Origin of the sequence: Mesorhizobium sp. M7A.F.Ca.US.005.03.1.1, from assembly GCF_003997975.1 — a bacterium.
GTDB lineage: Bacteria > Pseudomonadota > Alphaproteobacteria > Rhizobiales > Rhizobiaceae > Mesorhizobium > Mesorhizobium ciceri.
The window spans coordinates 22,477-37,682 of the sequence record NZ_RZRO01000033.1 but is presented as its reverse complement, the minus strand read 5'-3'; the positions used below and the strand labels follow the sequence as shown (position 1 = coordinate 37,682).

The window sequence follows — 15,206 nt, the reverse complement described above, 5'->3', positions numbered from 1 at the left end:
CGGAATCTGGTCGCCTCATTGTGCCTTTGCAGCCCCGAACCGCAACCCGTCCATCAACAGCTTGACCAGCCGGCGCGAGCGGTCGCGCCATTCGGGGGTGTCGGGCGCTGAATAGATGCCGCCCAGCGCGTGCAGCACGTCGGAAGCGTCGACGTCGCCGCGAATGGTGCCGTCGGCCACCGCCGCCTCGACCAGGCGTCGCAAGGCTTGCGACACCCGGCCGAACGTGTCGGAAAACAGCGTCGAATTGGTGGTGAGCACAATGCGCAGGCTGGTCGCCAGGCCGCGCTTGGTGGCGATGTAGTCGACGAAGCGCTGCATCCACTGTTCCAGCGCGACATCGGACGGATGTTTTTGGGCAAGCTCGCCGGCGGCCGCGCACAGCGCCTCCACCTCACGACGATAGACCACCTCGACCAGATGCTCGCGCGTCGGGAAATGCCGGTAGAGCGTGCCGATGCCGACGCCGGCGCGGCGCGCGATCTCCTCCAGCGAGCCATCGATGCCGCGCTCGGCAAAGACTGACACCGCCACCTCGACCAGCCGGTCGCGGTTGCGCCGCGCATCGGCGCGCAGCGGCTTTGCGTCTACGGCCTCGGCCTTCTGTTCAGCAATGGCGGACGGCTCGCTGGCCAATTTTTTCTCCACATCGTGTCAGGGGGCTTGAATCCGGCAGGGTCAGCCACCACGTAATAAACGGAGGCGCCTCCGTTTTAGTGGAGCACCTTTATCATATAATCAGGGGAACCGGTATGTCACGTCTTTCGAACACGCAAGCCGACATCTCCCCTGCCCGCCTGCCTCGCGGGAGATCCGCCATCTCCGCTTTCGCCGTCAAGACCTGACCCAACGGTTACCTTGCCCTTCTGCGGCAAGGCACCAGTTCAATCCCATCCGCGTCAAGCAACTGGAGCCAGACGCCCATGACCAGCCTTCCCATTACCCTCACCATCAATGGCCACCGACACCAACTGGAGGTCGATCCACGCGTAACCCTGCTCGACCTGCTGCGCGAGCGGCTCGATCTCACCGGCACCAAGAAGGGCTGCGACCGCGGCCAATGCGGCGCCTGCACGGTGCTGGTCGACGGCAAGCGCATCAACTCATGCCTGGCGCTGGCGGTCAGCCATGACGGCGCCCAGGTCTTGACCATCGAAGGCGTCGCCAACGGCGAGGAACTGCATCCGGTGCAGGCCGCCTTCATCGCCCATGACGGCTTCCAGTGCGGGTTCTGCACACCCGGCCAGATCATGAGCACGCTCGGCCTGATCGCCGAGGGCCAGGCCGGCGACGACCCCGAACGCATCCGCGAGGGGCTGAGCGGCAACATATGCCGCTGCGCGGCCTATGGCGGCATCGTCGAGGCCGTCCTGGAAGCCCAGCAACAGCTTGTCAAAGCCGACCGGAGGACCGCGGCATGAGAGACTTCGATTACATCAGGCCCGCCACCATTCCCGACGCCATCGCCGCGGCAGCCGAGCCGGGCTCGGCCTATCTCGCCGGCGGCACCAATCTGCTCGACCTGATGAAAGGCGGCATCACCAGTCCCGAGCGTATCGTCGACATCTCCCGGCTGCCGGAGCTCAACCGCATCGAACGGCTGGACGATGGTGGCCTGCGCATCGGCGCGCTGGTCCGTAATGCCGAGCTTGCTTACGATCCGGCGTTCGCCAAATCCTATCCGGCGGTGGCCGAGGCGCTGCTGTCGGGTGCTTCGGCGCAGCTTCGCAACGCCGCCACCGTCGGCGGCAATCTGTTGCAGCGCACGCGCTGCAGCTATTTCTACGACACAGCCAGCGCCTGCAACAGGCGCGAGCCAGGCGCCGGCTGCGATGCGCTGGGCGGCGAAAACCGCCTGCACGCCGTGCTCGGCTGGAGCGACGCCTGCATCGCCACCCACCCGTCGGATTTCTGCGTGCCGCTGGTGGCGCTCGACGCCGTGGTCGAGATCGAAGGCAAGAAGGGCCGGCGCCATGTTTCGCTGGAGGAATTTCACCGGCTTCCCGGCGAAACGCCGCAGCGGGAGAATGCGCTGGAGCCCGGCGACCTGATCGTGGCGGTGCGCCTGCCGGCGGAGGCTGCCTCCTTCTCCGCCAATGCCCGCTACCTCAAAGTCCGTGAACGCACCTCCTATGCCTTCGCCGTCGTATCGGCCGCGGCAGCGCTTGTCGTCGACGGCGGCAAGATCCGCGCCGCAAGGCTGGCGCTGGGCGGCGTCGCGGCCAAGCCGTGGCGGGCACGCTCGGCGGAAGCCGTCCTGCTTGGCGCGGACGCCAGCGAGGCGACCTTCGCCAGCGCCGCGGACGCTGCCTTGGCCGATGCCAGCCCTTCCGGCGACAATGCCTTCAAGATCGAGCTTGCCCGCCGCATCGTGACCAGGGCGCTGATCTCTGCGCTTTCGGGAACGCCCGAGCGTCTGCCGGCCCTTCCTGCCTCCCCGTTCTCGAACATTCCTGGAGCGCGCCATGACGCTTGAACTCAGCCTCAACCAGCAACCCGCCCATGCCCGGCAAGGCTCCAGCATCGGCCAGCCGCTGACCCGCCGCGACGGCTTTCTGAAAGTCACCGGAGCCGCGCGCTATGCCGCCGACAACCATCCGCCCGGCATGCTCTACGCCGTGCTCGCTGTCTCTAGCATCGCGCGCGGCCGCGTCGCTGCGCTGGATGTCGAGGCGGCCAAGGCACACAAGGGCGTGGTCGAGGTGATGACGCCCAAGAACCGGCCAGCGCTCGCCGCCGATCCGGACGCCAAGGACCATCCCTTCATGTTCCGGCTCGACCTCTTGCAGAACGACCAGGTCCGCTACCCCAATCAGAGCATCGCCGTGGTGATCGCCGAGACGCTGGAGGCGGCGACCGAGGGGGCGGCGCTGCTGTCGCCGCGCTATGAAGTGATGCCGGCGCGCGTTGGCCTCGACGGCGCCGAAAGTATCGTGCCGCGTGCTGTCGGCGTCGGCGGTCCGGCCGTGCAGTACAAGGGCGATGTCGAGGCCGGCCTCAAATCGGCAAAGACGCGGATCGAAGCCACCTACGAGACGCCGGCCCAGTACCACAACGCCATGGAGCCGCATGCGATCGTCGTCGCCTGGGAAGGCGACACACTGTCGATCGACACACCGAGCCAGGGCCTTGCCATGGCGCAGGGCCGCATCGCCGGCCTGTTCGGCATCGCGCCGGAGAACATCCACATCCGCAGCCCGTTCCTGGGTGGCGGCTTCGGCTCGAAAGGCATGATCTCCGGGCCGCAGGTGCTCGGCATCCTGGCGGCGCGTCTCGTCGGCCGTCCGGTCAAGCTGGTGCTGCGACGTGAGCAGATGTACGGGCCGGTCGGCCACCGTGCGCCGACGCGCCAGACGCTGCGCATGGGCATGGATGGCGAAGGGCGGCTGACGGCGCTCGACCATCACGCCAAGACCGCGTCGAGCACGTTCGACGATTTCTTCGAACCGGCGGCGGATGCCTCGCACACACTCTATGCCAGCCCGGCCATCGCCACCTCGCACGATGCGGTGCGGCTCGATACCGGTACGCCGCTGTTCATGCGGGCGCCCGGCGAAGCCACCGGCTCGATCGCGCTGGAGAGCGCTATCGATGAGGCAGCCTACGCCTGCGGCATGGACCCGCTGGAATTCCGGCTGCGGAACTATGCCGAGGTCGAGCCGATGACCGGCAAGCCGTTTTCCTCCAAGGCGCTGCGCGAATGCTACAGGCAAGCGGCCGAGACGTTCGGCTGGGCGAGCCGCCCCATTCAGCCTCGGCTGATGCGCGACGCCGACGGTTTCCTGACCGGCTGGGGCATGGGCACGGCGACCTTCCCGGCGATCATGTTCCAGGCCGAAGCGCGGGCGGTGCTGAGAGCCGATGGCAGCGGCGTGATGGAGACCGGCGCTCAGGACATGGGGCAAGGCGCCTGGACCGCCTTCGCCCAGATCGCCGCCGACGGACTGGGACTGGATATCGACCAGGTCGATTTCAGGGCCGGCAGCTCCGATCTGCCCAATGCAGGCATTGCCGGCGGCTCCGGCCACACGGCGACGGCCGGCATGGCGATCCACAATGCGGGCGCCGCCGTCATCGCCAGGCTCGCCGATCTCGCCACCGGCGACGAGGGCTCGCCGCTCTACGGCGCCGGCAATGAAGGCGTGCTGGCGCGCGGCGGTCGCCTCTATCGGCGCGACGATGAAAGCCGCGGTGAAAGCTACGCCGAGATCCTCACGCGCGCGGGCCTCACCGAGATCGAGGGCCACGGCAAGGGGGCTCCCGACCCGGCGTCTCAGGAGGCCTATGCCAAGCACGCGCATGGCGCCGTGTTTGCCGAGGTGAAGGTCGATCCGGATTTTGGCCAGATCCGTGTCACAAGGCTGGTCGGCGCGTTCGCCGCCGGACGGGTCATCAATCCCAGGCTGGTGCGCAGCCAGTATTATGGCGGCATGATCTGGGGCGTCTCGTTCGCGCTGCATGAGGAAGCCATCACCGACCGGCGCTCTGGCCGGATCCAGAATGCCAACCTCGCCGAATATCATGTCCCGGTGAATGCCGACGTTCCATCGATCGAGGCGTTGCTGGTCCACGAGGACGACCCTCACGTCAACGCGCTCGGCATCAAGGGCGTCGGCGAAATCGGCATCACCGGCACGGCCGGCGCCGTCGCCAATGCGGTCTGGCATGCGACCGGCGTGCGGCCGCGGCGCTTTCCGGTCCGCATCGAGGACCTGCTGGGGTGAGGAGTGGTCCACCTAGCGGATGGGAAGCCAATTGCTTGGCTTCCCGAACGACGAACGGTGAAAGCCCGGTCCGCTTCGGGCGCACCAAAAAGTCCAGTGGACCTTTCTAAGGGGCTGAACGCCCGAAGGCGGGGAGCGGCAGCGAAGGGCCGCACAGCCGGCGCCAGGTCCCCGCCGGCTGCCAAAGATGAAATCAACGACTTCGCGTCAAGCAACTGGAGCCCGACGCCCATGACCAAAACAACGATCCCAGTTCATCTCGACATCAACGGCCGTGATCACGATCTGCAACTCGAGCCGCGCGTCACGCTGCTCGATGCCTTGCGCGATCGCCTCGGCCTGACCGGAACCAAGAAGGGCTGCGACCACGGCCAGTGCGGCGCCTGCACCGTGCATATCGACGGCGAGCGCGTGCTGGCCTGCCTGACGCTGGCCGCACAAGTCGAGGGCCGCACCGTCACCACCATAGAGGGGCTTGCACGGGAGGGCGAAATGCATCCCGTGCAGGCTGCCTTCCTCGAACAGGACGCCTTCCAGTGCGGCTATTGTACGCCGGGCCAGATCATGTCGGCGGTCGCCTGCATCCGCGAAGGCCATGCCGGCTCCGACGAAGAAATCCGCGAGTATATGGCCGGCAACCTCTGCCGCTGCGGCGCCTATCCGCACATCGTCGCCGCTGTCCGCCAGGCAGCATTGGAGGCCGCATCATGAGGGATTTTTCGTATGTGCGCGCCAATTCGCTCGATGCGGCACGCCAGGCGGCCGCCCTGCCCGGCGCCATGCTCTTGGCCGGCGGCACCACGCTGATCGACCTCGCCAAATGCGGCGTCGCCGAGCCCGAGACGCTGGTCGACATCGCTCATCTCAAGGGGTTGGACAGGATCGAGGTGAACGAGCGCGGCGTCACCATCGGCGCACTGGCCAGGATGAGCCATGTCGCCGACCATGCCGACATCAAAAGCCGCTTTCCTGCGGTATCGGAAGCCCTGTGGCAGGCGGCTTCCGCGCAGATCCGCAACATGGCGACCATCGGCGGCAATCTGATGCAGCGCACGCGCTGCCCTTATTTCCGCGACCCGGCGAATTTCCCCGCCTGCAACAAGCGTCAGCCCGGCTCTGGCTGTTCGGCGATCGGCGGCGTTACCCGTGGCCATGCGGTGCTTGGCATCAGCGACGCCTGCATCGCCATGTATCCGGGCGACCTCGCCGTGGCGCTGGTCGCCTTCGATGCGATCGTGCATCTGGGCGAGCGCCACATCCCGGTCGACGACTTTTTCCTGCTGCCCGGCACCACGCCGGATCGGGAACATGCGATCGAACCGGGCGAGATGATCACCGCGATCGAGATCCCCGGCTCGGCCTCTGCCCGGCGTTCGACTTATCTCAAGATCCGCGACCGGCAATCCTATGAGTTTGCCGCCGCGAGCGCGGCGGTCGGCATTGAGTTCGAACCTGACGGCCGAACGATCCGCGATTTGCGCGTCGCGCTTGGCGGCGTCGCGACCAAGCCGTGGCGTGCGCGGGCCGTGGAAAACGCGCTGAAGGGCAAGGTGCTTGAGCCGGACACTGTGCGCGCCGCCAGCCTGCTCGCCGTCGAAGGCTCTGTCGACCATGGCGCCAACCATTACAAGGTCGAACTGGCGCCGCGCGTCGTCGCCCGCGCCATCCGCAAATTGGGAGAGACGGCATGACCGTTCACAACATCAGGCATGGGGATGCGTCCGACGGCGCTTTTGCCGAAGCCGTCGGCGGCCGGCTGTCGCGCATCGACGGCCCGGCCAAGATCACCGGTGCGGCGAAATACGCCGTCGAGCAGCAGCTCGAAGGCCTCGCCTACGCCGTCCTGGTCGAGAGCACGATTGCATCGGGCAAGGTGCGCGCGATCGACACCACTGCCGCCGAGGTGGCGCCCGGCGTGCTGCAGGTGCTGACGCCGGACACCATCATCAGCCTGAAAACCGCGGCGGACTGGTTCGGCACGCCGCCGCCCGACAAGCCGTATTGCCCACTCGCGCGCGACATCACCTTTTCGGGTCAGCATGTCGCTGCCGTGGTGGCCGAGACCTTCGAGCGGGCGGTCGCGGCGGCAGCACTGGTCCAGGTCAGCTATGAGGAAACGCCTGCCATCGTCGACCTCAGCGACGGCAAGGCCGGCGATGGCATCGCGATCGATGCCATGACCAAGGAGTGGGGCGACGCGCAAGGTGCGTTTGCCTCGGCGCCGGTCCGCATCTGCGCCGCCTACAACACGCCGCGCGAGTACCAGGCGCCGATGGAGCCGCATGGCCTGATCGCCCGCTGGGAGGGCGACCACCTCACCGTGTGGGAGCCGAGCCAATGGCTGGACGGCATGGCGCGCACCTATGCCGAATGGTTCGGTGTGCCGTTCGAGAACGTGCGGCTGGTGTCGCCCTATATTGGCGGCGGCTTCGGCTCCAAGGCGCTGGCGCTCAGCCATGGCGCGGTGGCCGCCTGTGCGGCCAAAATGCTCGGCCGGCCGGTGCGGCTGGTGATGACCCGGCCGCAGACTTTTACCGGCTATGGCGGCCGCGCGGCGACGCGCCAGACGGTGACGATCGGCGCCGACGTGCAGGGAAAGATCCAGTCGATCGTGCATCGCGGCGTCAATGAAACATCCATCGACGGCATGTGGGTCGAGCCGCTCGGATCGGTCACCTCGATCATGTACACAACGCCGAATTTCTCCTCGAAGCAGAATGTCGTACGGGTCAATTCGGTGGTGCCGGGCGCCATGCGCGCGCCGGGCGAAAACCCCTCAGCCTTCGGTATCGAAAGCGCCATCGACGAGCTTGCCTACGAGGTCGGCATCGATCCGCTGGAGATCCGGCTCCGAAACTATGCCGAGCAGGATCCACATGCCAAAAAAGCTTGGTCGACCAGGCAGTTGCGCGAGGCTTTTGCTGCAGGCGCCGAACGCTTCGGCTGGTCCAGGCGCACACCCGAACCGCGCTCGATGCGCGACGGCAACCAGTTGATCGGCTGGGGCGTCGCCGCCGGCACCTATCCGGTGCGACGCGCCTATGGCGAGGCGCTCGTGCGCATCCTGGCCGATGGTTCGGTCGAGGTCGAAAGCTCCTCGATCGACATGGGCCAGGGCACCTACACGATCCTGGCGCAGACCGCCGCCGAAACCGTCGGCGTACGAGCTGACGACGTGGTGGTGAAGCTCGGTGACTCCCGCTTTCCGCGCGCCGGCGTCACCGGCGGTTCGCGGCTGGCCGGCGTGATGACGGGTGCGGTCTACAAGGCGGCAACCTCGGCCCTCGACCAGTTGGTGGGCCTCGCCATCAGCGATCCACGCTCGCCCTTCCACGCGCTGCAGGCCAACACGCTGGTCGTCGCCAATGGCCGTATCGCTTCGCCGCGCGGCGACGGCCCCGATGTCTCCGTCGCCGAACTGCTCAAGAGCGTCGGCCGCGACCACATCGAAGCCACCGGCGACACCATGCCGGCCAATTCGACGCCAGAGGATCGCTACAAGAACTACACCACCATCGCCATGTCGGTGCCGCACACCGAGGGCGACTATTCCCGCCACTCCTGGTGCGCGCATTTCATCGAGGTGCGCGTCGACGAGGACTTTGGCACGGTGCGTGTATCGCGCGTGGTGTCGGCGCTGGATTCGGGCCGGCTCTACAACCCGAAACTTGCCGAAAGCCAATGGAAGGGCGGCATCATCATGGGCATCGGCCAGGCGCTGCTCGAAGAAGGCATCGTCGACCGCCGCCACGGCCGCATCGTCAACAACAACCTCGCCGACTACCTCGTGCCGACCAATGCCGACATCCCCGACATCGAGGTGATCTCGGTCGGCATCCCCGACCTGCATTCCTCGGTGCTCGGCGGCAAGGGCGTTGGCGAACTGGCCATTGTCGGCGTGGCGCCGGCGATTGCCAACGCGGTGTTCCATGCGACGGGAAAGAGGATCAGGGATCTGCCGATCACGCTGGAGAAGCTGATTTAAGGGCGGTGGCCGATCTCCCCCTTGAGGGTCCCCTTGTGGGGAGGCCAGGCCGCAGCTTCGGGCGGTGGTGCTCCCTCCACACTTTCACCTTCAGCACTCGCGCAACCATCAAGGGGTAAGACCATGAGCGATATCCATTTTGGCACCGGCAAAATGCCCCCTGAAAACATTACCCCCCTCAGCATCGCCGACTGGCTGTGCCTTGCCGCGGCCATAGCCGAAACCGAGGCCCGCCACGCGATCCGAAAACCGCTGACCCGGACGACGAGCCGTGACTTCCTTATGCAGGTTTTCTGCTCCGTTGCTGCTCAAAGCCCAAATCGGGAAGACCGCGCTCCACCAAGCCCTCAAAGCCGAAAAATTAGCCACATCCACCGTCAAACCGAAATGGGTTCTTCTGGTGACGCCATGGCTAACCAGTTAACGCGACGCTACCCATCGAGGGTGCTATCATATTGATCTCGGTCAACGGACGGCGGGTATGCGATGCGCGGCCACAGGAGCGGCCGCGCATGACAGGATTATCCGCTTAAGCCGCGGTTTCGGCGCCGGCCTCGCTTTGCGCGGCATAGTGCGCAAATGTCGCCTTGAAGCGGCCGTTGACGTATTCGCCCGACGTGATCGGAGGGTACTTCGCAGGATGATCCTCATCAATGCAACTGGGAAGCACCTCGATCACGGCATCATAGTTTGGACCGAAGAAGAACGGGATCGAATAGCGTTCTTTGCCGGAACGATTCACCGCGCGGTGGACGGTCGAGGCGAAAAGGTCATTGGTCCAACGCGCCATCTGATCTCCCACATTGACGACGAAGCAGCCGGGGACGGGATCGGCCGCAATCCACTCGCCAGTTGCATTCAGTACCTGCAAGGCTGAAATACCATCCTTCTGGGCCAGGATCGTGAAGCACTCATAGTCCGAATGCGCCCCAATGCCGATCTGGCGGTCATCGATCTCGCCAAACTGCGGTGGATAGTGGAGCACCCGCAAAGTTGCGAGCGGCTTGCCGACCAGCAGGTCGAAATATGTCTCCTCCAACCCAAGAGCCAGAGCAAAGGCATGGAGCAGGTGGCCACTCAGCGTCAGCATCTCGGCATGGTAGGCTTCCAGTGCCGTTCGGAATTCCGGCCTGCCCGCTGGCCACTGGTTGGGACCGTAGAGTACTTTGCCGGCCTTCACGTCCGGATCGTCGGCTGGCACATCCAGCGCAATATCATAGGATTCGTGCAGGTCTCCGCGCGCGGTCGGATCCGTATTCTCTTCCAATATTGCCGCATAACCGCGATTATTCTTTGAATTGGAAACGTGATTCTCCATCTTCACGTCGTCGGATTCGGCGAAATACACCTCCGCCACCCCAAACGTGGCATCGATGACATCCTTCGGAACGTGATGGTTCTTGATATAGAGGAAGCCGACTTCCGTGCAGGCCTTGCGCAGTTCCTGGGCGAGCTTTCGCCTGGCCGCCTCGTTGCCTGCGAACATGGGCTCGAGATCGATGATCGGGATCTTGTCGAAGCTGACACGCTGCGGGTCGAGCCCTCCCCCTTTCATTGCACGCGCGCCATTACCGGTTTCAAGGACCTTCATTTTTCTGTTCCCTTTTCTTGCTGGCTTGCATCGAAGATTGTTTCGACGTAGTAGCGCGGCCCCGTGAAAACGAAGCCGGGCGAGAAGTAGCGGCCGCAGACATCCATGAACGCGGTCATCTTACGCGATGGGGCGTGCGGGCGCGATATGCGGATGCTGACCCGCTTTTCCGCGGACTCCCATGTGTCGAGCAACGGAATGAGGTGGCCGCGTTCACACTCGATCGTGGTGAAGAAGTGCGGTAGATAGGCAATGCCCTCGCCCGCAACGGCGAAGTACTTGATAGTCCAGTATTCGTTGGCGATCAGGTTGCTGCGCGGCAAGATACTTTCCTGCGCGGTACCTTTCTGTAGCCGCCAGTGCTGCAGGCCCGCCGAGGTGCGATAGACAATGCCCTGGTGTTCCGCCAAATCGGCGGGTTTTCGTGGCATCCCGGCACGCTCGACATAACTCTTGCTGGCAAAGAGTGCGAATTTTGCGGTGGAGAGCGTTTCGCCGACTTCGATACCTTCGTCCCATGAAATCACGGCGTCGAGCATATCGAGGCTCTCTGGCGCGTAGAGAACGTGCGGCGAAAAGAAGGTGAGTTCGATTTCCACCTTGGGGTAGAGCTTTCTGAACGCCATGAGCATCTGCGTGTAGTAGGCCGTGCCGAACTCCCCCGTGGCGCCGATCCGCAAGGTTCCGGTCACGTCGTCGCTCAGTTCCGTCACGGCGGCCCGCGCCGTATCGCAGCTTTGCAGGATCTGCCGCGCGTGCCCGAGCAGGGTTTGCCCTGCTTCCGTGAGCAACAGGACACGGCCGGAGCGCTCGAACAGAGCGACCTTCAGATCGTCTTCAAGCTGCTTGAGCCGGAGACTGAGCGTGGATTTGGGCAGGCCGTACAACTTCGCCGCGGCCGACAATGACCGCAGTTCCGCGATTTTTACAAATGATGCCAGAGCATCGGTGTTCATTTGATCGTTCACATTTCTGCACAAAGTGCCCAAAAAATGAGCATGATTATTTTTGTTGCATGAACGAACGTAATCGGCTGTTATGCACTGCACAAGAGCCAATTCGCTTTTGCCAAATCAAAAAAGACGCTCCGGCGGCAATCGTCACCGTGCAGGGAAGCTGCATGGGCGCGGCGTGCTTCCGGCTGAGAAAATCAAAGAAAAACAAGGGGAACCACGAAATGAAAGAGCGCAACACGAAGCCGTCCGACTCAGTTCGCCTGTTCGCGGCGGCGGCCACGGTTTTCGTATTCTGTGCTACGTCCGGCGCTTATGCCTTTACTCTGGAAGGGGCGCCCAAGGTCGCGTTCATCTACGCAAGTTCAGCGCAAGACGGCGGATGGAACGAAGCCCTCGAGGCCGGCCGCAAGGCCTTGGAGGAACAGCTACAGGTGCCCGTCTCGGTGACGGAGAACATACCGGAAGAGGCCACTAAGCTGCGCGCGGCGATCGATCTCTACGTCAAGCGCGGCTTCAACATCATAATCGGCACCACCTATGGCTACAGCGCCCCAATGGCCGAAGCGGCCAAAGCCTATCCGAATGTGGCGTTTCTGAGTGCTTCGGGCACGGAGAATGGGGCCAACATGGAAAGCTTCTATGCCCGCACTTACCAGGGTTGGTACCTTGCAGGCATCGCGGCAGGACAGGCGACGAAGACGAAGAAGATCGGCATCCTCGCCGGCTTTCCGGTCGGCGTGGTGAACTGGGATATCAACAGTTTTGCACTCGGGGCCCGTTCGGTCGATCCTACGATCGAAACGGTCGCGGTCTTCGCCAACTCCTGGTGGGACCCGGTGAAGGAAGGGCAGATCGCCCAGGCCATTCTCGACCAGAAGGCCGACGTGCTCGCCACGAATCTGAGCGCGACCTCGGCGCTCGACGCCGCCGAAAAGGCAGGCGTTCCTTCGATAGGCTTTCAGCTCGACATGTCGCATGCCGCGCCGCGGACGATCCAGACCTCCGTCATCTTCCGCTGGGAGAAATATCTTGTGCCGACGATCAAGGAGATCATCGACGGCAACTGGAAACCCGAGGAATACGGCGCTTTCGAAGGCCTTGAAACCGGCGTGGTCGATCTTGCTCCTTTTGGCCCCTCGGTTTCCGAGGAGACCAAGGCAAAGGTTGAAGCAGCAAAGCAGGAGATCATCGCCGGCAAGCTTGATCCATTCCAGGGCCCTCTGAAAAAGCAAGACGGCACCATCGTTGTCGATGTCGGCGGGAAGGTCGACGATGCGGCGCTCTGGTCGATGGACTATTTCGTCGACGGTGTCATCGGCACCATGCCGGCGAAGTAATGACGACGGCGCTTCAGCAAGCGGGCGACATGCGACGACCGCTGGGCACGCCGGCGGCTCTGTTGATGCGCGGCATAGGCAAGTCGTTTGACGGCAAAGCCGCGCTCCGCGATGCGTCCTTCTGTCTCGAATGGGGGGAGGTGCATGCCATTGTCGGTGAGAACGGTGCAGGCAAGTCCACTTTGATGAACGTGGCGGCCGGCGTCTATGTAGCAGACGGGGGCGAGCAATCGATCGACGGCGAAGCGATCAGTTTGCGCAGCCCGCTGGAAGCCGCCGCCGCCGGTCTCGGCATGGTCCATCAGCATTTCCGGCTGGTCGAGAGTTTTACGGTTGCCGAAAATGTTCTCCTCGGCTTCGGCCGCAAGGCTGCTATGAAAACGCTGACCGATGCGGCGGCGATCGTTTCCGCCAAGTCGAGCGAGATCGGCCTGCCCGTCGATCCGCACAAGCTGGTAGCGAATCTTTCGATCGCCGAACGCCAGCGCGCCGAGATCATCAAGGTCATGCTTCTGGGCGCCCGAATTCTGGTCATGGACGAACCGACGGCGGTGCTGACCGACGAGGAAGCGCGCACGCTCCTCTCTTTTGCCCAACGATTGTCGAGGCAAGGTCACGCCGTGGTTCTGATCACGCACAAGTTCCGGGAGGTTGCCGCTTTCTGCGACCGGGTAACGATCATGCGGCACGGCGAGACCGTACTTGAGGGTGCGCGGGTTGCGAACGTCACCGAAGCGGAGGTGGCGCGCTTGATGGTCGGCGATGCCTTGACGGTTGCGGGCAGGCCGTTATCTCGGCCGGGTGATGTGTGTCTGAGCGTGGAAAGGCTTTCCGCACGGGCGACCGCTCACGGGCAAAGCCTGAACGATCTCGGGTTCGAGCTGCATGTAGGCGAAATCCTTGGCATCGCCGGCGTCGGCGGAAACGGGCAGGAGGAACTCGTTGCCTGCCTTCTCGGACTCGACCGTGCCGGCGCCGGCGCGATCGTACTGGATGGCCAGGACATATCCACCGCCAAGCCAGACCAGCGCCGCGAGGCCGGCTTGCGCGTCATCCCCTCCGACCGCTTTGACAGCGGGTTGATCCGGGAGCTTTCCATTGCCGACAATCTCGCGCTCACGACCGTCGCCAGCGGTAGCTTCGGCGGCCCGTTTCTCCTGAGCCGGCGGGCGATGCGCGAGAAGGCCGCCGAGGCCATCGATGCGTTCGATATCCGCGGCGCGACGCCGGAACGGCCGGCCTCTTTGCTCTCGGGAGGAAACGCGCAGAAAGTGTTGCTCGCGCGGGAGCTCGATCACGGCCTGAAGGTTCTCATAGCGCATTCCCCTTCTCGCGGGCTGGACATGAAAGCGGCCGAGTTCGTCCGATCGGCGATCCGCAGAGCTGTGGAAGCCGGCGCGGCTTGCCTTCTGATCAGCGAGGATCTCCAGGAGGTCATGTCCCTGTCCCATCGGGTGGCCGTCATGAACAGAGGAAGGATCGCCGGCTGCCGTCAGACCGGCGACGTCACGCCTGAATGGATAGGAGGCCTTTTAGCAGGCCATGCTTGACACAGCTTTCCTTGTTCGCAGGCAAAATCCCGGCTTCTTGTTGACCAGTCTCAGTTATGTTGGCGGACTGTTGGTCGGGCTGACGGTTTCGGCGGTGCTGCTCGTGCATGCGGGCGTGCCGGCAAGCGCTCTTGTGGATGAGTTCCTGATTGCAACTTTTCTGACCTCGGACGGCCTCTCCCAGACGGCGACGGCCGCTTTACCGTTGGTGCTAGTCGGCCTCGCCTCCGGCGTTGCCATGCGCGTGCGGTTTTGGAACATCGGCGTGGAGGGCCAGCTATGGCTCGGCGCGATCGCGTCAACCTGGGTGGCGCTGAACGGCAGCGGGCCTGAAGTGCTGAGGTTGCCGACGATGTTCGTTCTGGCGGCGCTTGCGGGAGCCGCCTGGATTGCGATTCCGCTTTTTCTGAAACTCAAGTGGGGCGTTAACGAGGTTATTTCGACCCTGCTGCTGGGAAGCGTCGCGTTTCTGCTCGTGCAGCATCTTCTGTTCGGGGTCTGGAGAGACCCTTCCAACAGCTTTCCCGTGACCGCCACCTTTCCCGAGGCGAGCTGGTTTCTCGTTCTGGGATGGGGGCAGTTGCATGCCGGAATCTTCCTGGTCGCCGTTATCGCATTGTCCATCTGGTTCGTCATGGAACACAGCCGGGTCGGCTTCTACGCGGATGCTGTAGGTTTCAACGCCAAGGCCGCGCTCGCCACGGGCCTGCCGGTGCTCAGCATAGCCGTGGGGCTCGTGCTGCTCTCCGGCGCTCTCTCAGGCGTTGCCGGCATGATGATCGTGGCGGGGACGGAGCACCGCCTCAACCAGTCCGTCGGCAACGGCTATCTCTTCAGCGCGATCGTGATCGCCTACCTGGCCCGCGCGAAGCCATTGTGGGTGGTCGTGATCTCTTTCGCGCTCGGCGCGGTGTTCACCGCCGGGAATGTCCTGAAGGTTTTCTACTCGATCTCCGAAGCGATGATCGTGCTGATGCAAGGCGCGGTACTGATGTCGATTTTGATGGCGCAGTTCTTCAGCTCCTATTCGCTCAAACGGCCCAAGAACTAGGAAGGGACAGTT

The 15,206-nt window shown here is 64.0% G+C and carries 13 protein-coding genes; 10 read left to right on the top strand and 3 right to left on the bottom strand.

Annotated elements, in window-relative coordinates:
• Window positions 1–15: 15 nt before the first annotated feature.
• A complete protein-coding gene (locus tag EN990_RS15915; RefSeq protein ID WP_024501664.1) occupies window positions 16–636 on the bottom strand; it encodes a TetR/AcrR family transcriptional regulator in 621 nt (206 codons plus the stop codon).
• Window positions 637–923: 287 nt separating this feature from the next.
• Here EN990_RS15915 and EN990_RS15910 point away from each other — a divergent pair, with 287 nt between their 5' ends.
• The 7 genes from EN990_RS15910 to EN990_RS15880 all read left to right on the top strand — a co-directional run bounded on the left by EN990_RS15910 (window position 924) and on the right by EN990_RS15880 (window position 9,168).
• Entirely contained in the window at window positions 924–1,421 is a 498-nt protein-coding gene (locus EN990_RS15910) for a (2Fe-2S)-binding protein (protein ID WP_013530705.1), read from the top strand.
• Entirely contained in the window at window positions 1,418–2,476 is a 1,059-nt protein-coding gene (locus EN990_RS15905; protein ID WP_127369006.1) for a xanthine dehydrogenase family protein subunit M, read from the top strand. The genes EN990_RS15910 and EN990_RS15905 overlap by 4 nt, the downstream gene beginning before the upstream one ends.
• Window positions 2,466–4,724 (top strand): xanthine dehydrogenase family protein molybdopterin-binding subunit, encoded by a 2,259-nt coding sequence (locus EN990_RS15900; protein WP_127369007.1) that lies wholly within the window; start codon window positions 2,466–2,468, stop codon window positions 4,722–4,724. Before EN990_RS15905 ends, EN990_RS15900 begins: the two co-directional genes overlap by 11 nt.
• A gap of 231 nt (window positions 4,725–4,955) precedes the next feature.
• Entirely contained in the window at window positions 4,956–5,435 is a 480-nt protein-coding gene (locus EN990_RS15895) for a (2Fe-2S)-binding protein (RefSeq protein ID WP_013530702.1), read from the top strand.
• Window positions 5,432–6,415, top strand: coding sequence for a xanthine dehydrogenase family protein subunit M (locus EN990_RS15890; RefSeq protein WP_127369008.1), 984 nt, complete (start codon window positions 5,432–5,434; stop codon window positions 6,413–6,415). Before EN990_RS15895 ends, EN990_RS15890 begins: the two co-directional genes overlap by 4 nt.
• Complete coding sequence (locus tag EN990_RS15885) at window positions 6,412–8,709, top strand: xanthine dehydrogenase family protein molybdopterin-binding subunit (RefSeq protein WP_127385323.1); 2,298 nt, start codon at window positions 6,412–6,414, stop codon at window positions 8,707–8,709. Before EN990_RS15890 ends, EN990_RS15885 begins: the two co-directional genes overlap by 4 nt.
• A 123-nt stretch (window positions 8,710–8,832) precedes the next feature.
• Window positions 8,833–9,168: a hypothetical protein gene (locus tag EN990_RS15880; RefSeq protein ID WP_127370446.1), complete on the top strand. Its 336-nt coding sequence runs from the start codon at window positions 8,833–8,835 to the stop codon at window positions 9,166–9,168.
• Between the two features lie 70 nt (window positions 9,169–9,238).
• Here the strand turns inward: EN990_RS15880 and EN990_RS15875 are convergent, their stop codons facing one another.
• Both EN990_RS15875 and EN990_RS15870 read right to left on the bottom strand, forming a co-directional pair.
• A complete protein-coding gene (locus EN990_RS15875) occupies window positions 9,239–10,300 on the bottom strand; it encodes a 2-oxoglutarate and iron-dependent oxygenase domain-containing protein (RefSeq protein ID WP_064993942.1) in 1,062 nt (353 codons plus the stop codon).
• Window positions 10,297–11,256, bottom strand: a complete 960-nt coding sequence (locus EN990_RS15870) for a LysR family transcriptional regulator (RefSeq protein WP_013530698.1) — start codon at window positions 11,254–11,256, stop codon at window positions 10,297–10,299. Before EN990_RS15870 ends, EN990_RS15875 begins: the two co-directional genes overlap by 4 nt.
• On the opposite strand from EN990_RS15870, the gene EN990_RS15865 reads away from it, so the two are divergent.
• The 3 genes from EN990_RS15865 to EN990_RS15855 are packed head-to-tail and all read left to right on the top strand — an operon-like array spanning window position 11,232 to window position 15,194.
• On the top strand, window positions 11,232–12,593 hold the full coding sequence (locus EN990_RS15865; protein ID WP_164745855.1) for a BMP family ABC transporter substrate-binding protein: 1,362 nt from the start codon (window positions 11,232–11,234) through the stop codon (window positions 12,591–12,593). The genes EN990_RS15870 and EN990_RS15865 overlap by 25 nt on opposite strands.
• Window positions 12,593–14,143 (top strand): ABC transporter ATP-binding protein, encoded by a 1,551-nt coding sequence (locus tag EN990_RS15860; protein ID WP_127388326.1) that lies wholly within the window; start codon window positions 12,593–12,595, stop codon window positions 14,141–14,143. Before EN990_RS15865 ends, EN990_RS15860 begins: the two co-directional genes overlap by 1 nt.
• On the top strand, window positions 14,136–15,194 hold the full coding sequence (locus tag EN990_RS15855; RefSeq protein ID WP_013530695.1) for an ABC transporter permease: 1,059 nt from the start codon (window positions 14,136–14,138) through the stop codon (window positions 15,192–15,194). Before EN990_RS15860 ends, EN990_RS15855 begins: the two co-directional genes overlap by 8 nt.
• Window positions 15,195–15,206: the final 12 nt, after the last annotated feature.